The 23,694-nt window shown below is 72.3% G+C and carries 15 protein-coding genes; 9 read left to right on the plus strand and 6 right to left on the minus strand.

From position 1 onward, the window contains the following. The first annotated feature begins 34 nt into the window (after positions 1-34). Positions 35-6,019 (plus strand): DUF7507 domain-containing protein, encoded by a 5,985-nt coding sequence (locus ACSHV8_RS07190; protein ID WP_436530617.1) that lies wholly within the window; start codon positions 35-37, stop codon positions 6,017-6,019. Between the two features lie 61 nt (positions 6,020-6,080). Here ACSHV8_RS07190 and ACSHV8_RS07195 read toward each other — a convergent pair whose 3' ends face one another. Both ACSHV8_RS07195 and ACSHV8_RS07200 read right to left on the minus strand, forming a co-directional pair. Then, entirely contained in the window at positions 6,081-7,094 is a 1,014-nt protein-coding gene (locus ACSHV8_RS07195; protein ID WP_436530619.1) for an intradiol ring-cleavage dioxygenase, read from the minus strand. Between the two features lie 169 nt (positions 7,095-7,263). Next, the gene (locus ACSHV8_RS07200; RefSeq protein ID WP_436530621.1) at positions 7,264-7,677 is read right to left on the minus strand and encodes a VOC family protein; all 414 of its coding nucleotides are present in this window, start codon (positions 7,675-7,677) and stop codon (positions 7,264-7,266) included. Positions 7,678-7,769: 92 nt separating this feature from the next. Here ACSHV8_RS07200 and ACSHV8_RS07205 point away from each other — a divergent pair, with 92 nt between their 5' ends. Genes ACSHV8_RS07205 through murJ form a run of 4 tightly spaced genes read left to right on the plus strand, consistent with a single transcriptional unit; the run spans position 7,770 to position 12,683 of the window. Next, positions 7,770-8,963: an ROK family transcriptional regulator gene (locus ACSHV8_RS07205; RefSeq protein ID WP_436530623.1), complete on the plus strand. Its 1,194-nt coding sequence runs from the start codon at positions 7,770-7,772 to the stop codon at positions 8,961-8,963. Positions 8,964-9,011: 48 nt separating this feature from the next. Beyond that, positions 9,012-10,031: a D-alanine--D-alanine ligase family protein gene (locus ACSHV8_RS07210; protein WP_436530625.1), complete on the plus strand. Its 1,020-nt coding sequence runs from the start codon at positions 9,012-9,014 to the stop codon at positions 10,029-10,031. After that, positions 10,025-11,122, plus strand: a complete 1,098-nt coding sequence (alr, locus tag ACSHV8_RS07215) for an alanine racemase (protein WP_436530627.1) — start codon at positions 10,025-10,027, stop codon at positions 11,120-11,122. Before ACSHV8_RS07210 ends, alr begins: the two co-directional genes overlap by 7 nt. Before the next feature lie 31 nt (positions 11,123-11,153). Then, positions 11,154-12,683: a murein biosynthesis integral membrane protein MurJ gene (gene murJ, locus ACSHV8_RS07220; protein ID WP_436530629.1), complete on the plus strand. Its 1,530-nt coding sequence runs from the start codon at positions 11,154-11,156 to the stop codon at positions 12,681-12,683. A 131-nt stretch (positions 12,684-12,814) separates the two neighbouring features. On the opposite strand, the gene ACSHV8_RS07225 is transcribed toward murJ, so the two are convergent. Then, the gene (locus ACSHV8_RS07225; protein WP_436530631.1) at positions 12,815-14,188 is read right to left on the minus strand and encodes an FAD/NAD(P)-binding protein; all 1,374 of its coding nucleotides are present in this window, start codon (positions 14,186-14,188) and stop codon (positions 12,815-12,817) included. 570 nt (positions 14,189-14,758) lie between these two features. Beyond that, positions 14,759-15,994, minus strand: coding sequence for a beta-ketoacyl-[acyl-carrier-protein] synthase family protein (locus ACSHV8_RS07230; protein ID WP_436530633.1), 1,236 nt, complete (start codon positions 15,992-15,994; stop codon positions 14,759-14,761). A gap of 587 nt (positions 15,995-16,581) precedes the next feature. On the opposite strand from ACSHV8_RS07230, the gene ACSHV8_RS07235 reads away from it, so the two are divergent. After that, the gene (locus ACSHV8_RS07235; protein WP_436530635.1) at positions 16,582-17,859 is read left to right on the plus strand and encodes a D-alanyl-D-alanine carboxypeptidase family protein; all 1,278 of its coding nucleotides are present in this window, start codon (positions 16,582-16,584) and stop codon (positions 17,857-17,859) included. Here ACSHV8_RS07235 and ACSHV8_RS07240 read toward each other — a convergent pair. After that, positions 17,772-18,740: a DMT family transporter gene (locus tag ACSHV8_RS07240; protein WP_436530637.1), complete on the minus strand. Its 969-nt coding sequence runs from the start codon at positions 18,738-18,740 to the stop codon at positions 17,772-17,774. The genes ACSHV8_RS07235 and ACSHV8_RS07240 overlap by 88 nt on opposite strands. On the opposite strand from ACSHV8_RS07240, the gene ACSHV8_RS07245 reads away from it, so the two are divergent. The 3 genes from ACSHV8_RS07245 to ACSHV8_RS07255 all read left to right on the plus strand — a co-directional run bounded on the left by ACSHV8_RS07245 (position 18,739) and on the right by ACSHV8_RS07255 (position 22,557). Further along, positions 18,739-20,130, plus strand: a complete 1,392-nt coding sequence (locus tag ACSHV8_RS07245; RefSeq protein ID WP_436530639.1) for a PLP-dependent aminotransferase family protein — start codon at positions 18,739-18,741, stop codon at positions 20,128-20,130. The genes ACSHV8_RS07240 and ACSHV8_RS07245 overlap by 2 nt on opposite strands. Positions 20,131-20,180: 50 nt before the next feature. Next, positions 20,181-21,569 (plus strand): serine/threonine-protein kinase, encoded by a 1,389-nt coding sequence (locus ACSHV8_RS07250; protein WP_436530641.1) that lies wholly within the window; start codon positions 20,181-20,183, stop codon positions 21,567-21,569. 61 nt (positions 21,570-21,630) lie between these two features. Beyond that, positions 21,631-22,557 carry an acyl-CoA desaturase gene (locus ACSHV8_RS07255; RefSeq protein WP_436530643.1) on the plus strand — a complete coding sequence of 309 codons (927 nt, stop codon included), beginning with the start codon at positions 21,631-21,633 and terminating at the stop codon, positions 22,555-22,557. Between the two features lie 140 nt (positions 22,558-22,697). Here the strand turns inward: ACSHV8_RS07255 and ACSHV8_RS07260 are convergent, their stop codons facing one another. Beyond that, on the minus strand, positions 22,698-23,678 hold the full coding sequence (locus ACSHV8_RS07260) for a pectinesterase family protein (protein WP_436530645.1): 981 nt from the start codon (positions 23,676-23,678) through the stop codon (positions 22,698-22,700). Positions 23,679-23,694: the final 16 nt, after the last annotated feature.

Here is a 23,694-nt window from a genome sequence, read left to right on the forward strand (position 1 = left end):
AAATCATCCGCATTCGGACACTAGATTGCGACTCGTGGTCCTACGACGCTACGCGCCGCACCTGGTGGCCCTGTTTCTGCTGGCGGTGTGTTTCCTGGTCGCGCCGGCCCTGCGGGAGAATCCGGCGCGAGCGGCCCAGACCACGTGCTCGGCGCCGGTGTCGTTGATCAACGGCGACTACGAGCTGCCGGTGATCGCCGCCAACTCGATGTCGCTGATCAACGAGGGCCCGGACATGCCCGGGTGGAAGACGACCGCGCCGGACCGCGAGTTCGAACTGTGGCACGAGGTCCGGCAGGGCTTCAACGCCGGGTCCGGGGTGCAGTTCGTCGAGCTCAACGCCAACTACGTCTCCACGCTCTACCAGGACGTGGCCACGCCGACCGGCGGGCAGGTGCTGCGCTGGGAGCTCAAGCACCGCGGCCGGCTCGGCACCGACGTCATGGCGGTGAAGATCGGGCCGGCCGGTGGCACGCTGGCGCAGCAGGGCGGCCAGATCTCGGACGTCAACACCGTGTGGGGCACCAGTTCGGGCGCCTACACGGTGCCGAACGGGCAGACCATGACCCGGTTCGCGTTCGAGTCGATCTCGGCCGCGCAGAACAAGCCGACCTACGGAAACTTCCTCGACGGCATCTCGTTCGGCACCGCGGCCTGCTTGTTCACCGGCACGGCGGTCAGCGCGGCGTCGGCCAACGTCGGCGACGTGCTGACCTACACGGTCAACACCGAGAACCGCGGCGGCAACCCGGCCAAGTCGGCCCTGCTCAGCGACACCATCCCGGCCGGGACGACATTCGTGCCGGGCTCGATCCGGTCGATCACCGGCTCCAGCAGCACGGTGGTCAGCGATGCGGCCGACAGCGACACCGGTGAATACGACGCGGCGACCCGGACGGTCCGGGTGCGGACCGGGACCGGCGCCGGCGCGAGCGCCGGCGGGACGATCCCGGTCGGCGAATCACGATCAATTACCTATCAGGTACGGGTGAACACCGCGGCCGCCGAGACCACCCTGAGCACCGAGGGCGCCGCGACGTTCGACGAACCGGTGTCGGCCACGAGCGTCACCTCGACCGGCAACACCGTCACCAGCACCGTGAATCCGGCCACCGACCTGCGGATCACCGCGGCGATCACGGCCGGCGGGGTGGTCGCCGGGCGTACTGCCACGACCAACCTGACCGTCGTCAACGGCGGCCCGAGCACCGCCAACGGGGTGTCGGTGACCGCCACCGTGCCGGCCGGCATCGTCAACGTGGCGGCGAGCATGACCGGCGCGACGTGCACGGTGACCGGTCAGAGCGCGCGCTGCGACCTGCCGTCGATGGCGTCCGGCGCGACCGGGGTCATGGTGGTCACCGGCGACGTGCTGGCCGCGGCGACCCCCGGAGCGCAGGCGACGCTCACGTCGTCGGTGACCAGCACGACGTACGAGGTGAATCAGGCCGACAACGCCGCCTCGGTCAGCGGCGCGGTGGCCACGCTGGCCGACGTCGGCGTGACCATGACCAACACGCCCGGGGTGGCCGGGGCGCCGATCACCTACACCGCGACGATCACCAACGCCGGCCCGTCGGTGGCCCGCGGCCTGATCCTGTCCGACGCGCTGGCGCTGAACTCGACCTACTCCAGCGGGACGGTCCCCGGCGGCAGTTGCGCCCTGAGCGGCACCGGCACCGTCGAGTGCCAGGTGCCGGACCTGGCGCCCGGGGCCAGCACCACGGTCACCGTCGACATGGTGCTCGACAGCGCCGGCAGCGGGGACGTCAACAACGCGGTCTCGGTCACGTCCAGCACCCCGGACCCGTCGGCCGCCAACAACAACTTCTCGGTCCAGTCGGCCGGCAGCGCGGTGGCCGACGTCGGCGTGAAACTCGGGTTGAGCGCGCTCAGCGCGTACGCCGGCGACACCGTCACCTACACCCTCACCGTGGTGAACCACGGGCCGGCGTACGCCCGGAACGTCACCTTCAACACCGTCGTCCCGCCCGGCGTGACCATCGTGCGCTCCGACCCGCGCTGCACCGCGACCGCCTGCACGCTCCCCGCGCTGCCCCCGAACTACCCGATCGTGCTGACCGGCACGGCCACCCTCGGCCCGAACGCCGCCGCCGGGCCCGGGTTCGCCAGCACCACCGTCATCTCGCCGACCACCGACAACAACGCCGCCAACGACACCGACACGATCAACTTCACCGTGCTGCTCAAGGGTGACCTGTCGATCGCGCAGACCCTGGCCAACCCGTCCGACCCGAGCACGCTGGTCGCCGGGCAGACCGTGACCGGCGTCGTGACGGTCACCAACGGCGGGCCGACCCGCGCCGAGGGCGTCGTGATGAGCCAGGCCGTCCCGGCCGGATGGCCCGTGCCGGCCGCCACCACGACCGGCGCCACCTGCACGTTCCAGGGCACGATCACGGCCGGCGTGACCCCGGACGGCGGCAGCTACGTCTGCAACCGGCCGACCCTGGCCGCGTCCGCGACCTGGCAGATCACGTTCGCCGCCGTGCTGCTGCCGGCCGGGTACGGCAGCCCGTCCTACGCGAGAACGGCGACCGTGTCGGCCAGCACACCCGACCCGGACTCCACCAACGACGCGGTCACCACCACCGGCGCCGTCCAGCAGCGCGCCGACGTCGAGGTCACCAAGGCCGTGATCGGCTCGGCCACACCGGTGCAGACCGAGGAGGTCCGCTACCGGGTCACCGTGATCAACCGAGGCCCGTCCGATGCCACCGATGTCGTGCTGCGCGAGACCCCGGACGCCGGACTGAGTCTCACCTCAGGAACAACCAGCACCGGCGCGTACGACGTCAACTCGCTGAACTGGACGATCCAGCGGCTCACCCCGGGCGCCGGGCCGGGCGTCACCCTCGACCTGACCGGCACCGTGCTCGGCACCGGCACGCTGCGCGACGACACCCAGGTGGTGTCCGCCGACGGCACCGACCCGGACAGCACCAACAACCGGGCGACCGCGACGATCACCGCGGTGGCCGCCGCACCCGGGCTGAGCATCCGCTCGACCAGCACCGTCTCGTCGACCCCGCCCGGGGTGGGGGACACCATCGCGTACTCGTACGAGGTCACCAACACCGGCAACCTGCCGATGACCACGCTGACGCTGGGCGGGGGCGCGCTCAGTCTGACCATCACCTGCGGGGCGACCACCCTGGCGGTCGGCGCGATGACCACCTGCACCGGCGCCACCCACACCGTGACCTCAGGCGACGTCGGTCTCAACCAGCCGCTCACCGACGTCGTGACCGCGCAGGCGCTGAACACCGCGACCGTGCTGCCGGCCACCTACGCCCAGCTCAGCACGAGCGTGCCGGTCGCCGTCCCGCGCCCCTCGCTCACCGTGGTGATCACCCCGACGGTCGACGTCGCGAGCCGGCAGAACGCGGCCGCGGCCGGCGACACGATCTCCTACAGCTACCGGGTCACCAACAACGGCAACGTGCAGATGGACACCATCGCGCTCACCGACTCCCGGGCCAACACGATCACCTGCGGCCAGGTCTCGCTGATGCCGAACGCGTGGACGACCTGCACGCACTCCGGGCCGGGCTACACCGTGACCCAGGCCGACGTCGACGCCGGGGTCGCGGTCACCGACGTCGCCACGGCCACGACCGTCGAGAACACGCTGAACACGCCGTTCACGTTCACCTCGCCGGCCAGTGGGATCCAGGTGGCGGCGGCGGCACCGGCGATGACGATCCACACCGCCGCGACCGCGTCCCCGCCGGTGCGCCGGGGGGACACGATCACGTACACGTACACGATCAAGAACACCGGCAACGTCACGCTCGACACGGTCACCGTGACCGACATCAACGCGGCCTCGATCAGCTGCCCGGCCTTCACGACGCTCGCGCCGCTGGACCCGGCGGTCGTCTGCCACTCGGCCGGGACGCCGTACACGGTCGGTCAGAATGATGTCGACGCGGGCGGGCCCGTGATCAACGACGCGATCGCCGATGCCCGCAGCGTCGCGCCCGGTCATCTGCCGGTCAGCGACGAGAGCTCGGCCTCGGTCGCGGTGATCGGCTCCACGGTCGCGCTCACGGTGACCAGCACCGCGCACGTCAACCCGGCCCCGCACGCCGCCGCGGCCGCGCCCGGCGACCAGATCTACCTCGACTACCTGGTCCGCAACGGCGGCAACGTCACGATGACCGACGTCGGCGTGAACGACTCGCTGACCGGGGCGGCGACCTGCCCGGCCGTCCCGGTCCCGCCCGGCGGCACGATGACGTGCACCGGGGGGCCGTCCTACACGGTCACCCAGGACGACTACGACACCGCCGTCCCGCTCGCGGCGACCGCCGACGTCTCCGGGCGCCGGCCCGGCGCGGCCACGGCCGTCCGCTACGGCAGCGACACGGTGAGCGTGCCGCTCGGCTCCGGCACCGGGCTGCTCACCATCGTGACCTCGGCCGTCCGGGTCTTCCCGGCCGCGCACACGACCGCGGCCGAGGCCGGCGACATCGTCGGCTTCGAGTTCACCGTCACCAACACCGGCACGCTCACCGTTCGCGACATCGCGATCAACGATTCCCGTACGGGCGTGGCCACGTGCCCCGGCAGCATGCTGCGCCCGGGCGCCTCGATGAAGTGCGGCAGCGGCGGCTACACCGTCACCCAGGCCGACGTCGACGCCGGCAACCCGCTGATCAGCACGGCGACCCTGAGCGGCAGGCCCGGTGACGGCAGCGGACCGCGCAAGACGTTCGGCACGGCACCGACCTGGGTGCCGGTCGTGATCGCGGCGCCCTCGCTCGGCGTGCAGGTGATCGGCACGGTCACCCCGGCCGCGCACCAGTCGGCAGCCGTCGCCGGGGACACGATCAGGTGGACGTTCCTGGTGGTGAACAACGGCAACCAGACCATCATCGGAATCAGCGCCGGCCCCGGGATCAGCTGCCCGCGGACCGGGCTGGCCGTGCGCGAGTCGATGACCTGCACCGCCACCGCCGAGCACACCGTCACCCAGGACGAGGTCGACGCCGGGTCGCCGATCGGCACCGAGATCACCGTGACCGGGACCGCGCCGGACGGGCCGCACACGTTCGGCCCGTTCAGCGGCGGCGTGCCGGTGGTGCCGGCCGCGCCCGTCCTGGAGATCGGGCTGACCACGAAGGTGGCGCAGGACGATCGGGCCACGGTGGCGGCGGTCTTCGGGGTGTCGGCCGGGGACTTCCTGACCTACGCCTACAAGGTCTACAACCGGGGCAACGTCACGGTGTCCGACCTGACCGTGGCCCACACCCGGGCGCCGCGGGTGACCTGCGCCGCGACCCGGCTCGCGCCGGGAGCGGGGACGGACTGCGCGGCCGACGACCCGTACCGGGTCACCCAGACCGATGTGGACGCGGCGACCCCGATCGTCGACCGGGCCACCGCCGAAGGGGTCGTGCCGGGAGCCGGGACCAGGGTGACCTCGAACGAGGCGACCACGTCGGTGCCGCTCGCACCGCCCAGCCCACGGCTAGAGGGCAAGCAGACCGCGGTCTGGACCGACACCGACGGGGACGGGCACTTCGGGCCGGACGACGACGTGGTCTCGACCATCCTGGTCACCAACACCGGCAACGTCACCCTGATCAACCTGCGGGTGACCGGGCTGCCGGCCGCGGTGACGTGCGCGGCCCGGGAGATCGCGCCGGGCGCGACGGTCGTCTGCAAGTCGGCCAAATATCACCTGACGCCCAAGCAGATCGCCTCCGGCCAGCAGACGTTCGAGGCGCACATCGCGGGCGACCTGGTGGACCCGGCGGCCGACGACGTCACGGCCGAGGCGCCGTCGACCGTCGCGGTGCCCGCCCGCAGGCCGCCGCCCCGGGTGCCGGCCGAACCCGGCTCGGGCCCGGGCAGCTCGCCGGTGACCGGCGACGCGACCGCGCTGGTCGCCCTGGCCGGCTTCGCCCTGATCCTGGCCGGTGGCGTCGTCCTCTTCGCCACCCGGCGCCGGCCGGCCCACCGTTACACGGCGATGCACATCCGCCGCTGACCCCGCTCGTGCCTGCTCGGGTGGGGAACGACCGAGGGGCCTCGCCGCTCCCCACCCGGGATCAGGAGGCGGTGCTGGGCGGGGCACCACCCGGGGCACCGGACGGCGGGGCCCCACCCGGACCGCCGCCACCGGGAGCACCCGACGGCGGGGTGCCGCCCGGGCCGCCGCCACCGGGAGCGCCGGAGGGCGGGGTGCCCCCGCCACCCGGGGCCGCGCCGCCGCTGGGCTTGGTCGTGGTGTCCACGCCGACCGACAGCGCGACCGCATAGCCGCCGGCCACGTCGCCGGTCACGGTGGCCAGCTGGGAGACGCCGCCGTCGTCGCCGAAGACGTTGTCGTTCTGCAGGGTGACCTGGGCCAGGTTGGTGACCGAAGCCTCGTACCCCTTCTGCTTGTAGACCGTGTCGCAGATGTCCTTGGGCAGCGCCACCTGCGAGGTCGCGATCGCCTTGGTCGAGTCCGTGATGTCGGCCTGGCCGGAATACACCTCGAAGTGGATGTGCGGCCACCGCCCGGTGTAACAGGCCGGGAAGATGCTGGTGAACGTGACCTTCCCGTCGGCGTCGGCGATCTGCACGCCGCGCAGATAGTTCTCCTTGGTCAGCCCGTCCGAGTACAGCGAGTAGCCGCCGGCCCGGTCGCAGTGCCAGACGTAGACCGCCACCCCGGCGAACGCCTTCGCGCCGACCAGGTCCTTGATCGTCAGCTCCAGCGTCATCGGCACGCCCTCGGCGGTGGTCGTCGACTCGCCGAAGCTGGACCGGATGTCGCTGCGGACGATGCCGCTCTCCGCCAGGACGTCCGGCCCGTTCGAGCCGTCACCCGGGTACGGCCCCGCGGTCTCGTCCGGGATCTCGCCCGACGAGGTCGTGGACGTCGACGAGGCCGGCGTGGCCGACGACGACGTGTCGTCGCTGCAGGCCGCGAGCCCGAGGGTCACGGCGCCGATGCCGAACGCGCGCAATATCTGACGACGGCCCATCAGGGTGCCGAGGTCGAATCCCAGACCCTGGTCGAACACCTCCTCGTCGGGATGCGGAAGGCGCCGCCCTTGGTATGACGAAGAAACCACTGATCCTCCTGTCGATTGCCGGTTCCCGGCGGCCCTGGGACGGCATCTACCCTGGTCCGCCGGGAACCTTTGATGCTTGGCGGCAATAGAAACATTGGAGCCTATGAAAGACCTGTGGCTTGATCGTTGACAATTCTGCCGACAACAATTCCGAAATGGCGAATGCCATTCATGCGGCCACGCAGAACTCGTTCCCCTCCGGATCGGCCATCACCACGTGGTGCCCCTCGAACGTCGCCCGGACCTGCCCGCCGATCGCCCGCAACTCCTCGACCTTGGCCAGGATCCGCGGCCACGGCTCACCGTGCTTACCCACCCGGACGTCGATGTGCAGCCGATTCTTCGCCACCTTGGACTCGGGCACGTCGAGGAAGGTCAGCCGCGGCCCGACCCCCGCCGGATCGCGCAGCCAGGCGCCACCACCCGAATCCTCCTCGGGCTCGCCGAACGACGCGACCCACTCGGCCCGGGTCGCGAACGGGGCCGGGGGCGGCTCGTCCTCATAACCCAGCGCGACCTTCCAGAACTCGGCCAGCTCCTCCGCGTGCGCGGTGTCGAACGTCAGATCCACCCGCAATGCCATCGCAATCCCTCCAGATCTCGCCGGACCCCGTCATCCTGCACCCGGGGTCTGACAAGAACCGGGCGCACGGGGAGTGTGATAGACATCCGTGGGTGGCGATCGGGGTGGTGGCACGGCCGGGGCGGTCCAGCCTCGGGACCCTGCTGCACCACGTGCACGTCGGCGGGCCGCTGTCGCGGGCCGTGCTCGCCACCCGGATGGGTGTGAACCGGAGCACGATCCTGGCGCTGACCGCCGAGTTGACCGCGGCCGGGTTGATCCGGGAGGAACATCCGGCCGGTACGAGCGGTGCCGGCCGCCCGTCGCTCGTGGTCGTGCCCGAGTCCGAGCGGTTCTGGGTGCTCGCCTTCGACGTGGCCGTGGACCGGCTGGTCGCGGCCCGGGTCGGTCTCGGCGGCGCCGTGCTGGCGCGGAGCTCGGCCGACCGTCCGCGCGCCGGTGTCGACCTGGACGCGGTGGTCGGCAAGCTGGCCGAGCTGGGTCGGGACCTGGTCGCCGCGGCCCCCGCGGAGACGACGTGCGTCGGCGTCGGCGCCTCGTACTGCGGAATGATCCGCCCCGGCGACGGCATGGTCCGCTACGGTCCCGAGCTGGGCTGGGTCGACCAGGCGTTCGGCGCCGAGCTGGCGCTGGCGCTGGGGATCGGCCTGCCGGTCGCGGTCGGCAACGAGGCGCATCTCGGTGCGCTGGCCGAGTTCCAGCGTGGTGCCGGCGTCGGCTCGCCGGACCTCATCTACCTGCACGGGGACGTCGGCGTGGGTGGCGGGATCCTGGTCGGCGGCACCCTGCTGGGCGGCGAGAGCGGGTACGGCTGCGAGGTCGGGCACATGCTGGTCAACCCGTTCGACGGCCGGCCCTGCCTGTGCGGCTCGCGGGGCTGCCTGGAGGCCGAGACGGGGGAGTCCGCGCTGCTCGACGCGGCCGGGCGGGCCGGCCGGGCGATCGGCGCCGGCGCGGTCCGGGCGGTGGTCGCCGACGCGGCGGCCGGCGACGCCCGGGCCGCCGGTGCGGTCGCCACGATCGGGGACTGGCTCGGCATCGGCGTGGCCAACCTGATCAACCTGTTCAACCCGGGCGTGGTGATCTTCGGGGGCATGCTGCGGGACGTCTACCGCGGGGCAGCGCCCCAGGTCGCGGCCCGGATCGCCCAGCACGCCATGCCGGTCTCCCGCGAGCGGGCCCGGCTGCGCCTGTCCGCGCTGGCCGGGGACACGACGCTGATGGGCGCGGCCGAGCTGGGCTTCGCGACGCTGCTGGCCGATCCGCTGGGGGTAAAGGTTCCATAAGGAGATCGCTGACGCGCACCTCATGATCCGTTCCACAGGATGTCGGCCATGCAGAACTCCGCAGGCAAGATCCGGGTGGCGGTCCTCTTCGGCGGGCGCAGCGCCGAGCACGACGTCTCCTGCCGCTCGGCGGCGTCGGTGTTCCGGTTCCTCGACCGCGATCGCTACGAGGTGCTGCCGATCCGGATCACGCGGGCCGGCGTCTGGCAGGCCGGCACCGACACCGGCACGGCCGCGGCCTTCCCGGCCGCGCCGCCGGCCACCGCGCCGCTGGCCAGTATCATCGCCGCGCTCGGGGTGCTGCGGACGGCCGACGTAGCGTTCCCGGTCCTGCACGGGCCGTTCGGGGAGGACGGCACGCTGCAGGCGGTCCTGGAGACGGCCGGGATCCCGTACGTCGGCAGTGGGGTTCTGGCCAGCGCGGCCGCCATGGACAAACAGTTCACCAAGACGCTCGTGGCGGCCGAGGGCATCGCCGTGGCCGACGGTGTCGTGCTGCGCGACGGCGACGACGACGTGACCGTTTCTGATCGGCAACGGCTGGGTCTGCCGGTCTTCGTGAAACCGGCCCGCAGCGGCTCCAGCGTCGGCGTCTCCCGCGTCGACGACTGGGACGATCTCGGGCAGGCGATCGCCTCGGCCCGCAAACACGACACGAAAGTCCTGGTCGAAGCTGCGGTGGTCGGCCGGGAGGTGGACATCGCGGTGCTGCAGGGCGAGGACGGGACGCTCGACGTCGGGCCGGCCCTGGAGATCACCCACACCGCACGGTTCTTCGACTTCGACGCCAAGTACACGCCGGGGGCCGCCGAGTTCGTCATCCCGGCCGCGCTCCGGACGACGGAACGGGAACTGCTGGAGGACGCGGCGCGGCGGGTCTTCACGGCGCTGGGCTGCGCCGGGCTGCTCCGCGTGGACTTCTTCCTGACCGCGACCGGGGTGGTGATGAACGAGGTCAACACCATGCCCGGGATGACCGAGCTGTCGCAGTTCCCGCAGATCTGGCGGGCGGCCGGGGTGCCGTACGCCGAAATTCTTGACCGTCTGCTGAGCACCGCGCGATGCTGACCCGCGCGCTCGTCGACCCGGAGGCGATCGAGCGGAACACGGCGCTGCTGCTCCGAGCCGCCGGGGGTGCGGCCCTCATGGCCGTCGTCAAGGCGAACGGTTTCGGTCACGGCGCGGTCGAGGTGGCTCGCGCCGCGGTGGCCGGGGGCGCGTCCTGGCTGGGGGTGACGTCGGCGGCCGAGGCCCGGGAGCTGCGGGCGGCCGGGATTCGGGCGCCGATCCTGATGTGGTTGTGGGCGCCGGACGACGTACCCGATCTCGCCGACGTCGACGTCTCGGTCAGCTCGGCCGAAGCGCTGGAGGCCCTGGCCAGGATCGGTCGTCCGGTGTCGGTGCACCTCAAGGCCGATACCGGACTCTCGCGCGGCGGCGCCACCGCCGCCGAATGGCCGCATCTGCTCACGGTCGCCGCCAAACTCCAGGCCGCCGGTTTCATTACGGTACGGGGGATCTGGTCGCACCTGGCGAACGCCGAGAACCCGGATGACCCCGCACTGCATCGCCAGCTGATCGCCTTCGGTCACGCCCGCGCCGAGGCGGCCGCGGCCGGCATCGTCGACCCGCTGATCCATCTGGCCAACTCGGCCGCCGCCCTGCACCTGCCGCCGGCCCGGTTCGACCTGGTCCGGGCCGGTATCGCGCTGTACGGCGTCGAGCCGGTGCCCGGCCGCGTGTTCGGCCTGCGCCCGGCGATGACCCTGGAATCCACCGTGATCCTGACCAAGCGGGTCGGCCCCGGCACCGGCGTCTCCTACGGTCACGACCACGTCGCCGACCGGGAGACCACGCTCGCCCTGGTCCCGGCCGGATACGCGGACGGCGTCCCGCGCCGGGTCGCCGGCCGGGCCGAGGTGCTGATCCACGGTCGCCGCCGTCCGATCGTCGGCCGGATCGCCATGGACCAGGTGGTCGTGGACGCCGGCGACCTGCCGGTACGGGCCGGCGACCGGGCGGTCCTTTTCGGACCCGGTGACGCCGGGGAACCGACGGTCGCCGAGTGGGCCGACTGGGCCGGGACCAACCCGCACGAGATCCTGACCGGAATCGGACCCCGGGTTCCGCGCTGCCCTCGACCCGGTGGTGCATGCTAGGCACCGTCGGTGACGGACGGGGGCGTGAACGGTGGCGGCGACTTCTCGGATGGCGGTCGCGACCCTGGCCTCACGGGCCGCCGGGTTCGTGCGGGTGCTGGTGCTGACCGCGGCGCTCGGGCTCGGCACCCGGCTGCTGGACGCCTACAACGTGGCCAACACGCTGCCCAACGCGGTCTACGAACTGCTCATCGGCGGGGCGATGGCGAGCGTGATCGTGCCGCTGCTGACCCGGGCCGCGCTGACCGATCCTGATCAGGGTGTGCTCTATACCCAGCGGCTGCTGTCGCTGATGGTCTACGGGCTGAGCGCGGTCACGCTGCTGGCGCTGGGGATCGCGCCGTGCCTGGTCGACCTCGTGGCCCCCGGCTTCACCCCGGAACAGCGCGAGATGGCGATCGTCCTCAGCCGCTACTTCCTGCCGCAGATCCTGTTCTACGGGGTCAGCGCGACCGCGGGCGCGGTGCTGAACATCCGCGGCCGGTTCGCCGTCGCGGCGTGGGCGCCGCTGGTCAACAGCCTGGTGGTGATCGCGGTCGGGCTGCTCTACGTGGCCTCGCGGAACTTCACGCTGCTGGCGATCGGGACCAGCGCCGGCGTTCTCGCGCAGATGGCGCTGGTGGTGTGGGGACTGTCCCGGTCCGGGTTCCCCGTCCGGTTGCACCTCGACCCGCGCGGCATCGCCATCCGGCGGATCGGCGCGCTGGCCGGCTGGGTGCTGCTGTCCGTGCTCGGTGCGCAGGCGTTCCTCGTCGCCGCCACCCGCGCGGCATCGCTGAGCGGGCAGGGCGGGGTGACGGCGTACCAGAACGCCCTGGCCGTCTTCCAGGTGCCGTTCGCGGTGATCGCGCTGTCGGTCATGACCACGATGCTGCCCCGGCTCAGTCGCAGCGCGGCCCGGCGGGACCACGACCGGATCGTGCGCGACCTGTCGCTCGCGGTGCGCGTCGCGGTGGCCGTGATGGCCCCCGTCGCCGTCGCGATGCTGCTGCTGGGGCGGCCGATCGCGACGGTGCTGTTCGACCACGGGAACAGCGCGCCGGCGACGGTGCGGACGCTCGGGGCGGTGCTGGCCGCGTTCGGGTCGGCGCTGGTGCCGTTCAGTGCGTACTCGATCCTGCAGCGCGGCTTCTACGCGATGCAGGACACCCGGACGCCGGCGCTGATCACGGCCGGGGTCGCGGTCACCGGGATCGCCGGCTGCGCGGTGGCCGGCCTCGCGCTGCCGGCCGCCTCGATCGTGGTCGGTGTGCCGGTCGCGTACGCCGTTGCCTACACGTTCGGCCTGGTGGCGACGATCGTCGTGCTGCGGCGCCGGCTCGGCTGGATCGACGGACGGCGCCTGATCCGTACGCACGTGCGGGTCGCGCTGGCGGCGTCGGCCGGTGCGGTCTGCGCCTTCGGCATGACCTGTCTGACGGGTACGGCGGTGCCCCTGCTCACCGTGGTGGCCCCGGCCGGGGTGGGTGCGCTCGCCTACCTGGGTGTCGCGCGACTGCTCCACATCGGCGAGCTGCGCCTGCTGGTCGCCACCGCCGTCGGCGGCCTGCGCACCGGCTGACCCGGTCGGCCGCGCCCCCGTCGGCCGCGCCGCTGTCGGCCGCGCCCCCGTCGGCCGGGGCCTCGGCGTCCGCGCCCCCGTCGGCCGCGTCCCGGTCGGGCGTTGTCGCGGAGACGCGCCGGGTTTCGGGGTTATCCGCGGGGGCGGGCCGGAGCCTCGGCGTCCTTCGAGTTCAGGGCGCTGACCAGGCGGTCCACCTGGGCGCGGATCTCCGGGACGGCGGTGGTCTCCCACGAGTGGCCGCGGCGCAGCGGCCCGGCCAGCCACAGGCCGGGCCGGACGGCGCCGTCCGGATCGGTGTCGACGCCCAGCCCGTACGGGCCGGGGCGCACCACACCGTCCCGGAACAGCGCGGCGAGGAACGGATTGGCCGAGCCGGGCAGCGCGCCCGGCCCGGTACAGCTGATCACCGCGCCGAACCGGCGGGGCTCCCGGCCGGCGATCCGCACCGTGAGGCCGCCCCGCGGATCGGGCTCGACCGACTCCAGGCGACCGGCGGCGAAGCTCAACGTGCCCTGGTCCCGCAGCTCGGCGATGCGGGCGGCGATCGGCGGGGCCATCCGGTGCCGGTGCACGTCCCAGAACCGGACCACGTGCCGCAGGAAACGCTGCCGGTCGCCGTCGCTGAAGTCGTCCCACAACCGGTCGGCCTGGTGACGCAGCGTGTCGATCACCGCGACCCAGTCAGCGCCGGACGCGATCGCCGTACGGACCCGGCGCAGCAACTGCCGCAGCGTCAGGCCGCCGTCCAGGATCAGGTCGGGGTGCGCCGACGACGGCGGCAACTCGGGGTGCGCCAGCGGCAGCAGCCCGCGCCGGGAGATCGCCTCGATCGGGCCGCGGTGACCGGCCTCGGTCAGGGTCAGCGCGACGTCCACCGCGGTCAGGCCGGTGCCGAGCAGCAGAACCGGCTCGTCCACGTCCGGTTTCGGGTAGGCCGACCACGGGTCGGTGACCAGGTGCGGGCTCGCGTGGGCGGCGTCGCCGATGCCGGGCAGCCGCTGCTGCTCCGGGTTGCCGACGGCCAGGATCACCTGGTCGGCGCGGACCGGCCCGGCGTCGGTGAACACCGCATAACCCTCCCGGTCCTGACGCAACGCGGTCGCCGTCGCGACGTGGTGCCGCAGCCGGCCGCCCGAGGTGGCCAGAATCTCCGCGAACTGGTCGGCCAGATAGTCCCCGTAGAGCGCGCGCGGCAGAAAATCGGTGCCCTCGATCGCGTGCCCGTGCGCGCGGGCCCAGCGGACCAGGTGCATCGGGTCGTCCGGGCAGATGCTCATCGAACCGGCCCGCGCGTTCAGGATGTGCCATGGCCTCGCGGCGCCGTAGGCCACCCCACGTCCCGGGGAAGGATCAGGAGAGATCAAGACCACTTCCCGATCCGTACGGAGGATCAGCGCCCGCGCCAGCAGAGCGCCGGTGGCGCCCCCGCCGATGATCGCCACGGTCCGGCCGTTCACGGCGTCCCGGCTGGCGGGCGCTACCAATTCGACGAGGCTCGACATCTTACTCTCCCGCAGGTCGACGCTGCGCTTAGCCAACCACATAACCCACCGGATTTGTAGGGTAAAGCGGCGCGCGCCGCCGAGTCTACGGCCTCTGGTTCCACCGAGTTAACGCCCTCGGCACCTCCCGGAACGGCCCCCGTCGATGCCCACGCCCGCCCGCGCCACCCTCGCCGCCCGCGCCCGCCCGCGCCGCCCGCGCCACCCGCGCCCGCCCGCGCCACCCGCGCCCGCCGCCCCGGCCCTCTCCGGCGCGCCGTGATCAGCCTGCCCGCCATCTCGACCGCGCGCCGGGCCTGGAATGGCAACGGCGTTGCGGGGTCCGGGGCACGGGCACCTGCGGAATCGGTGTCGGGTGTGGGTGGGTTTGTTGCTCTGACCGTGCCCACCCGACCACGTCGCCCTGGAGGGTTTCGCGTTCTGGGCGCGCCAGCGCCCTGCGAAGCCCGGAAGGGTCCCCGCGGGAGCGACGGTCTGTACCCCGGCGGACCGAGGCAATGAAGAATTTGATCAGGTTCTGACCGATACCGATAGGCGGACAGCGAGCGGCGGGCGGTTGTCTGCGGCTGATCAGGCGGGGGTGAACAGAAGGGAGACGTTCTGGCCGCCGAAGCCGAACGAATTGCTGATGGCGGCGCGGATCTCCTGGTGGCGGGGTTTGCCGGTGATCACGTCGAGTTCGACCTCGGGCGCCTTGTCGTCCAGGTTGAGGGTGTGAGGGATGACGCCGTTGCGGATCGAGAGCAGGGTGACGATGCCCTCGACCGCGCCGGCCGCGCCGACCAGGTGGCCGAAACTGGACTTCGAGGCGGTGAGGACGACGTGGTCACCGAGGGCGGACCGGACCGCCTTGGCCTCGCCGATGTCGCCGACCACCGTGGACGTGGCGTGGCAGTTGACGTGGTCGACGTCGTCGGGGGACAGGTCGGCGGTGCGCAGGGCGGCGCGGATGGCGCGGATCTGGCCGGCGCCGGTCGGGTCGGGGCCGGTGATGTGGTGGGCGTCGGCGGTCACGCCGTAACCGGCCAGTTTGCCGAGGACGCGGGCTCCGCGGGCGGCGGCGAAGTCGGCGCGTTCCAGGATCAGCACGCCGGCGCCCTCGCCGAGGACGAAACCGTCGCGGGCGGTGTCGAACGGGCGGGAGGCGCGTTCCGGGTCGTCGTTGCGTTTCGACAGCGTGCGGGCCTGGGCGAAACCGGCGATGGTGAGCGGGGCGATGCACGCCTCGGCACCGCCGGCGATCACCACGTCGACCTCGCCGGCCCGGATCAGGCGGGCGGCCAGAGCCAGCGCCTCGGCGCCGGACGCGCAGGCCGACACCGTGGCGTAGGCGCCCGCCTTCGCGCCGAACTCGATGCTCACCCAGCCGGCCGGGCCGTTCGGCATCATCATGGGTACGACCAGCGGGGAAACCTTGAGCGGACCCTTCTCCTCGATCAGGTCGTCCTGGCCGAGGATCGTCGAGACACCGCCGATGCCGGAGCCGATCACCGCGGCCAGACGTTCGCCGTCGACCTGTGGGGAACCCGCGTCCTCCCAGGCCTGGCGGGCCGCGACCAGGGCGGCCTGCTCACAGCGGTCCAGGCGGCGGGCCTGAACCCGGGGGAGGACGGTGTCCGGCTCGACGGCCATCGGCGCGCCGATCAGGGTGGGCAGCTGATCCCGGTGCGGGTAGTCCTCGAATCGCTCGTCGATCCGGCGGACCCCGGACCGGCCGGCGAGCATGTTGGTCCAGAGGGTCTCCACGTCCCCACCCAACGGGGTGGTCACACCCATTCCGGTGATCACGACATCGGTGGCACTCATCCGGCTCCCCCTCACAGCTGCGGCGACCTCACCCGTAGTGGAACGCATATAAATCCATCGTGTCCACGGTCGAGGCCGACAAACCCCCACATAGTGGGAAGCGGTAATTTTTCGGAAGATCAGCACGCCGGGCATAGATGGGCGTTTGTTTCCAGTATCTGGCCTGGTGGCTGTCGGGGTGGGAGGGATTTGAGCAGCTCAGGAATACTGGGTCCGGCATCCGGGCGGTCCGGGGCCATGGAGGGGGCGCACTGATGACGCAGGCGGGGGAGCCGAACGACGGGGCCGGCCGGGAGGCACCGGCGGCGGGGTCGGCGCGGGTTCCCGGGCCGCGACCTGGGGAGAGCGGGGTGCCGTGGCCCGGGGAGAACGCGGTGCAGCACAGTCCGCCCGTGCCCGGGCGCGCCTCGGTGCCGCAGGCCTTCGGGACAAATCCGGCAGCCGGTGGGCGGGCGTCGGTTCCCGTGCCTCAGCAGCCACTCCAGCCCGGGCGTGCGTCGGTTCCGGTGCCCGCGCCCGCCGGCTCGGCTTACGATCCGTTCACCTCGCCCGTGACGAATCAGCCGCCCTTTCCTCAGCAGCCGCCCGTGCCGCCGCAACCGCAGGCACCGGGCCCGACGACGTACGGTGGCGGCGGCCAGACCGTCACCCCCAAAAAGGGCCGGACGAAGCTGGTCGCGATCGTCGTCGCGATCCTCCTGATCGTCGGCGTGCTCGGCGGCGGCGCCGCCGTGCAGCTCACCCGCGACCTGCCGAACGCGACCCTGAGCACCACGGTCGCCGCGACCCTGAAGATCCCGGGCGCGCTCCCGAAGCTGCCGTGGCCGGCTCAGGGTTCGGCCGAGCTGATGATCGAGGGGCTGGGCCGGATCGGTGGTTCGGGCGGCAGGAGCACCGAGCCGATCGGCAGTGTCGCCAAGGTCATGACCGCGTACGTCATTCTCAAGAACCACCCCCTGGAGGGCGACGACGAGGGTCCGGACCTGACCGTCACCGCCGCCGACGTGGCCGATTACAACTCGCGCATCCCCAGCGGCCAGTCCCTGGTGAAGGTGGTCGCGGGGGAGAAGCTGACCGAACGGGACGCCCTTGAGGCGCTGATGCTGCCGTCCGCGAACAACATCGCGCACCAGCTGGCGATCTGGGACGCCGACACGCTCGACGGCTTCCTGGAGAAGATGAACGCCGCCGCCGACGAGCTCGGCATGACCGACACCGAGTACACCGACCCGTCGGGCTTCCTGCCGAGCACCACCAGCACCGCCGCCGACCAGGTCAAACTGGCCCGGGCGGCGTTGAAGTTCGACGCGTTCGCGGAGATCGTCGAGCTGCGGGACGCGCAGATCCCGGTCGTCGGGAAGATCCAGAACTACAACGCGCTGCTCGGCGTCGACGGCGTCTTCGGGATCAAGACCGGGTCGACCGATCAGGCCGGCGGCAACCTGGTCTTCGCGGCCCGGCAGAAGGTCGGCGCGAAAACCCTGGTGATCGTCGGCGCGGTCTTCAACCAGCCCGGCGCGAACACGCCCGAGCAGCTCGCCGCGGTCAACAAGGTGGTCCGCGCGCTGCTCGCCTCGGTCCGCAAGACCGTCAAGGAGTATCAGCTGCTCGCCGCCGATCCGGTCGGCAGCGTGAAGACGGCGTGGGGCGCGACCTCCCAGGTCTCCCCGGCGAGCGCCCTGAAGGTGATCGGCTGGCCCGGCCTCGCCGTCAAGGTCACCACCACGACGACGAAACCCGGGCCGCTGGTCAGCGCCGGCCAGGCGGTGGGCGAGGTTCAGGCTTCGGGTGTACGTGTCGAGTTGCGCGCCGACAGTGCCACGAGCGAGCCGTCGCTCTGGTGGAAGCTCACCCGCAAGCCCTGACGGGCCCGCTGGGTCAGCACCACGCAGCCCAGCACGACGACCGCCGCCCCGATCGACGCGGGCGTGACCGGCTCGCCCAGCAGCAGTGCCGACCAGGCCAGGGTCAGCACGGGCTGGGCGAGCTGGATCTGCCCGACCTTGGCGATGCCGCCCTTGGCCAGTCCCGCGTACCAGGCGAAGAACCCGAGGAACATCGAGACCACGGTCAGGTAGCCGAACGCCGCCCAGCTGGGGAGGCCGGCCCGCGAGGGCAGCGTGACCAGGGCGATCGGCAGGGTGGCGGGCAGTGCGACGAGCAGCGCCCAGCAGATGGTCCGGGCCCCGCCGATCTCCCGGGCGAGCGCCCCGCCCTCGGCGTAGCCGAGCCCGCACAGCACCACGGCGGCCAGCAGATACAGGTCCGCCGGAGTTGGCCCACCGTGCACGGCCCCGCTCGCGACCAGGAAGAACAGCACCGCGACGAGGCCGCCACCGCCGGCCAGCCAGAAGATCAGCGGCGGCCGTTCGTGGGCCCGCAGTGCGGCGAACACCGCGGTCATCGCCGGCAGGACGGTGATCACGACGGCGCCGTGGGCCGACGTCGAGCTGGTCAGCGCCAGCGACGTGAACAGCGGGAACCCGACGACGACGCCGAGCGCGACCACCGGCAGGCGCCGCCACTGGGCCCGGGTCGGGGCCGGCGAGCGGGTCAGGAACAGGTACGCCGCGGCCAGCGCGGCGGCGCCGACGGCCCGGCCGAACGCCACGAACCACGGGTCGAGATCGTGCACGGCGACCCGGGTGGCCGGCAGCGACATGCTGAACGCCAGCACACCCAGCGCGCCCAGGGCCCGGCCGGCCGTTATCGTGTCGCGGTCAGTAGCGCTACTCTTGTCTCTCATGAATGACGGTAACGCAGCCTCCCGTGTTATCCAAGATCTTCGGGCCCGCGTCACCGGCGCCACCCCGGGAACGCGGCTGCCGTCGGTCCGCGAGCTGACCGCCCACCACGGCGCCTCGCCGGTCACCGTCGCCGAGGCGATCCGGGCCCTGGTCGCGCAGGGTCTGGTCGAGGCCCGCCCGGGGAAGGGGACGTTCGTGGCGGCGCGACCGGAGCCGGTCCGGGCGCCCGACCTCTCCTGGCAGACGGTCGCGCTGGGCCCGGGCCGCTTCGGGGAGAGCGAGATGCAGGCGTTACTGGCGTTACCGCCGGACGGCGCGATCCCGCTCTCCGGCGGCTACCTGCACGCCGACCTGCAACCGGCCACGGCCCTCGGCACCGCCCTGGCCCGGGTCGCCCGCCAGCCGGCCGCCTGGCAGCGCGGCCCGGCCGAGGGGCGCGAAGACCTGCGCGACTGGTTCGCCCGTGACGCGGGCGCCTACCTGAGGGCCCGTGACCTGGTCATCTGCCCCGGCGGGCAGGCCGCGCTGTCGTCCGCGTTCCGCGCGCTGGCCGCGCCCGGCGACACCCTGCTGGTCGAGTCGCCGACCTACCTGGGTGCGCTCGCCGCCGCCCACGCGAGCGGGCTGCGCGTGGTCCCGGTGCCGGCCGACGAGAACGGGGTGCTGCCGGATCAGCTGGCGGCGGCGTTCGCTCGGACCGGGGCGCGGCTCTTCTACTGCCAGCCGCTCTACGCCAACCCGTCCGGCGCGACGCTCGCGGCCGATCGGCGGGCCGCCGTGATGACCGCGGTGCGGGCCAACGGCGCGTTCCTGATCGAGGACGACTACGCGCGGGACCTGGTCATCGACGGCGCGGCCCCGCCCCCGCTGGCCGCCGACGACCCGGACGGGCACGTCGTCCACCTGCGCTCCCTGACCAAATCGGCGGCGCCCGGCCTGCGGATCGCCGCGATCGGGGCGCGCGGGCCGGCCGGGGCGCGGCTGCGATCGGCGCGACTGCTCGACGACTTCTTCGTGGCCGGGCCGTTGCAGCAGGCCGCACTGGAGTTCGTCACCGGGCCGGGGTGGGCGCGTCATCTCCGTACGCTCCATCGGGAATTGAAAAATCGACGGGAAGCGCTGCTCGGCGCCCTGGAACGCCACCTGCCGGCCCTGGTCCCGGCGGCGATCCCACGCGGTGGCCTGCACCTGTGGGTCCGTCTGGCCGACGGTGTCGACGACGTCGCGCTGGCCGCGAACGCCGCCGCGCAGGGCGTCATCGTCTTCCCCGGCCGGCCCTGGTTCGCCGCCGAACCGCCCGCCGCGCACCTGCGACTCACCTACGCCGCGGCGCCGCCGGACCTGATGGACGAGGCCGTCCGCCGGCTCGCGCGGGCCTTTCGTAAATGACACGCCGATAGATTTACAAGTTTGCGATACATAGCCCCTACGATGCGCGCGTGCAACCGAATTTCGGCCTGGGGGCCGGCATGCGACTGGGCGATCGATACCGCCTGGAGAACCGGCTCGGCGCCGGCGGGATGGGCGAGGTCTGGCGGGCGTTCGACGAGGCCCTGAACAGGTTCGTCGCCGTGAAGACGATGCTGCCGGGGGCGGCTCAGGACCCCGATTTCGTACGGCGTTTCGCCGCCGAGGCGCACGCCATGGCCCGGGTCAACCACCCGAGCGTGGCCGCGATCCACGACGTCGGGCAGTCCGGCGGATACACGTACCTCGTCATGGAATTCATCGACGGCGAATCCTTGGCGCAGCGGCTGGCCCGGGAGGGACGACTCGACCCGGCCGAGACCAGGCGGATCATCGTGGCCGCCGCCGAGGGCCTGCAGGCCGTCCACGACCAGGGCATCCTGCACCGCGACATCAAACCGGCCAACATCATGCTCCGCCAGGACGGCGGGGTGCTGATCACCGACTTCGGGATCGCCCGGCACGAGGACTCGACCGGGGTCACCGCCACCGGCGCGGTACTCGGCACCCCCAGCTACCTCTCGCCCGAGCAGGTCATGGGTCGGCCCGCGGACCGGCGCAGCGACGTCTACTCGCTCGGCCTGGTCGCCTACGAATGCCTGGCCGGGGAGAAACCGTTCGTCGGCGACAACCCGTACGCGGTGGCGCTGCAACGCATCCAGGAACAGCCGAAGACACTCGGCTCGAACCTGCCGCCGGCCATGCTGGCCCTGGTCGAGCGGGCGCTGCAGAGCGACCCGGAACGACGCTTCCCGACCGCGCTGGCGATGGCCGAGGTCGCCCGGCAGGCCGACCTGACCGCGGGCGCCGGCGACGTCCGTACCGAAGGAAAGAAATCCCCGCGGGCCCTGATCGGCATCGCCGCCGCGGTGGTGGTCGTCGCCCTGATCATCGCCGGGATCACCCTGCGCGGCGGCGGTGACCAGCCGGACGGCGCGGCGGCGGCCGGCAAGCCGAGCGCGGCCACGGCCGCCGGCGGCGCACCGGACGGGTTCAGCGCCTGCGGTGACGGCTTCTGCCCGAGCCAGCCGATGTGCTGGGGTGGCGTGGTCGCGATCTCCGGCCAGGCCCGCCCGCCGGTGTCGGCGTACTGCCCCGGCACCCACGTGTGGGAGACGTTCGCCGCGATCCGGCTGCCCGCCGGCGAACCGCTGCTCGACGCCGCATCACCGCTGATGAAGAAACCCGACGTGGCCAAAGCCTGCTCGGCCACCGTCCTGGCCGCTCAGAGCATCGACCCGGCCGCGACCAAGGGCTGGCGGCGCGACGCCTGGCCCATGCAGGGCGCCGACGGCTGGCTGCTGCACTGCATCGCCCAGCCCACCAAGGGCTCGTCGGTGGGTGCCGCCTTCAAACCCTGACCGTTCGTTGTGTGGCCGGCGTTCACTCGCACGCCGCCTGGCGCCGATAGCGTCCGGCCACATGTCCCTCACCGTCGGCGGTCACCGCGAACTGCTGGCCGGCAAACGGCCACTGCCCGCGCACGTCACCGTCTACATCTTCGTGATCGTGCCGTTCCTGGCCGTCCTCGCCGCGATCCCGTTCGCCTGGGGCCGGGGCCTCACCTGGCTCGACCTGGCCCTGGCGACCGGCTGGTACCTGGTGACCATCCTCGGGACGACCGCCGGCTACCACCGCTACTTCACCCACGGCTCCTACAAGGCGAAACGCCCCCTCCGGATCGGCCTCGCGGTCGCCGGCAGCCTGGCCGTGCAAGGCCCCATCCTGCACTGGGTCGCCGACCACCGGCGGCACCACGCCTTCGCCGACAAGGAAGGCGACCCGCACTCGCCGTGGCTGTACGGCACCACCCCGGCCGCCCTGGCCCGCGGCTTCTGGCACGCCCACCTCGGCTGGATCCTCGACCGCGACCTCAGCAACCAGCGCCGCTTCTGCCCCGACCTGCTGGCCGACCGCGACATGCGCGTGATCCACCGCCTCTTCGGCCCCCTCACCCTGATCACCCTGCTCGGCCCGGCCACCATGGGCGGCCTGATCACCGGCACCTGGCACGGCGCGCTGACCGCATTCTTCTGGGCCGGGCTGGTGCGGGTCGCCCTCCTGCACCACGTGACCTGGTCGGTGAACTCGGTCTGCCACATGATCGGCGACCGGCCGTTCACCGCCCGCGACAAATCGGCCAACTTCTGGCCCCTGGCCGTCCTCAGCATGGGCGAGTCCTGGCACAACCTGCACCACGCCGATCCGACCCAGGCCCGGCACGGCGTCCGGCCGGGACAGATCGACGTGACCGCGCGGGTGATCTGGCTGTTCGAGAGGGTGGGGTGGGCTTATGACGTGCACTGGCCCACCCCGGAACGCCTTGCCCGGATCACCCGGGCCGCTTAGCGCGGCCCGATCCAACCAGTTCTTCACGGCCCGGCCGGCAGCGCGCGGGTCTGGAATCCGCCGCTTTCCGGTCGGGCGGCCTGGTCGAGTGCGCTACCGGCTGGGCGAGGGCGGCCGGCCGGGTCAGCCGCGGGGATCGGCTACTGGACGGGGTTCCAGCCGTCGGCGCCGGCCAGGTATTTCTGGGACGTGTAGTTCGCGGCCGTCGCCGCGCTCATCTGGGGCCGGTCACCGGTCCCGTTGGTGACGCCGCTACCGGTGTTGTTGTATTCGTTGAACCGGCACGTCCTCCACGAGAACCCGCCCATGTCCTGCCACGCCCCGGCCTGCCGGATGTGCGCCCCGAGGGTCGAGTCCCGGACGAGGACCTGTCCGATGGCGTCGGCCGCGTTCCCGGCGTGCCAGCAGCGTCCCAGTGCGACGGTCTGCGCGGCGGCCGAGCTTTTCAGGACCGAGCGGGTGATCAGGAACCCGTACGGATTGCTGTCGTCGGTCGCCGCGGCGGTGATGTAGCCGTTGTTGGAGCTGTTGATGTTGGTCGATTCGATGGTGGTGCTGTCGATGACCACGGCCCCGTTACCGTAGATGAAATCGGTAACACCCGAGATGTACGACTTGTAGACGTAGGCGCGGATCTGGGAACTCCCGGTGCCGCCCCAGACCAGGAACGTGTCCTGATATCCCTTGAGCTGCACGTTCCGATAGACCTGACGATCCCCGGCCGCGTAGAGCGCCAGCGCCTGACTCCCCGCGCCGTACGTATTCTGCATGGTCAGGCCTTTGATGGTGCTGTTCGGGGCGAGGTTGTAGACGGTCGCGCTGCCGGCCGTGCCCGCCGTCGACTGCGGCTTGTTGCCGGTGATGATCACGTCGCCGGACGTGCCGGTGGCGCCCTGCAGCGTGATCCCGGACTTGCTCGCGGGGATCTGGACCTGCCCCTGGTAGGTCCCGGCTTTGATGGTGATCACGCCGCCCGAGGACGACGCGGCGACCGCGGCCTGGATGGTGGTGTAGTTGCCGCTGCCGTCGAGCGCGACCGTGAACGAGGTCGCGGCCCGCGCGGCGGTGGGGGTGGCGGCGAGGAGGACGCCCGTCACGAGAGCGCCGATGAGGATCTTCATGGGGGACTCCGGGGGA

This window comes from Actinoplanes sp. HUAS TT8, from assembly GCF_051380535.1.
Taxonomy (GTDB): Bacteria; Actinomycetota; Actinomycetes; order Mycobacteriales; family Micromonosporaceae; genus Actinoplanes.

Coding starts and splice junctions, on each gene's coding strand:
- ACSHV8_RS07230 (WP_436530633.1), bottom strand. CDS start 15,994: ATGAGTGCCACCGATGTCGTGATCACCGGAATGGGTGTGACCACCCCG.
- ACSHV8_RS07225 (WP_436530631.1), bottom strand. CDS start 14,188: ATGTCGAGCCTCGTCGAATTGGTAGCGCCCGCCAGCCGGGACGCCGTG.
- ACSHV8_RS07240 (WP_436530637.1), bottom strand. CDS start 18,740: ATGAGAGACAAGAGTAGCGCTACTGACCGCGACACGATAACGGCCGGC.
- ACSHV8_RS07255 (WP_436530643.1), top strand. CDS start 21,631: ATGTCCCTCACCGTCGGCGGTCACCGCGAACTGCTGGCCGGCAAACGG.
- ACSHV8_RS07260 (WP_436530645.1), bottom strand. CDS start 23,678: ATGAAGATCCTCATCGGCGCTCTCGTGACGGGCGTCCTCCTCGCCGCC.
- ACSHV8_RS07210 (WP_436530625.1), top strand. CDS start 9,012: ATGCAGAACTCCGCAGGCAAGATCCGGGTGGCGGTCCTCTTCGGCGGG.
- ACSHV8_RS07245 (WP_436530639.1), top strand. CDS start 18,739: ATGAATGACGGTAACGCAGCCTCCCGTGTTATCCAAGATCTTCGGGCC.
- ACSHV8_RS07200 (WP_436530621.1), bottom strand. CDS start 7,677: ATGGCATTGCGGGTGGATCTGACGTTCGACACCGCGCACGCGGAGGAG.
- alr (WP_436530627.1), top strand. CDS start 10,025: ATGCTGACCCGCGCGCTCGTCGACCCGGAGGCGATCGAGCGGAACACG.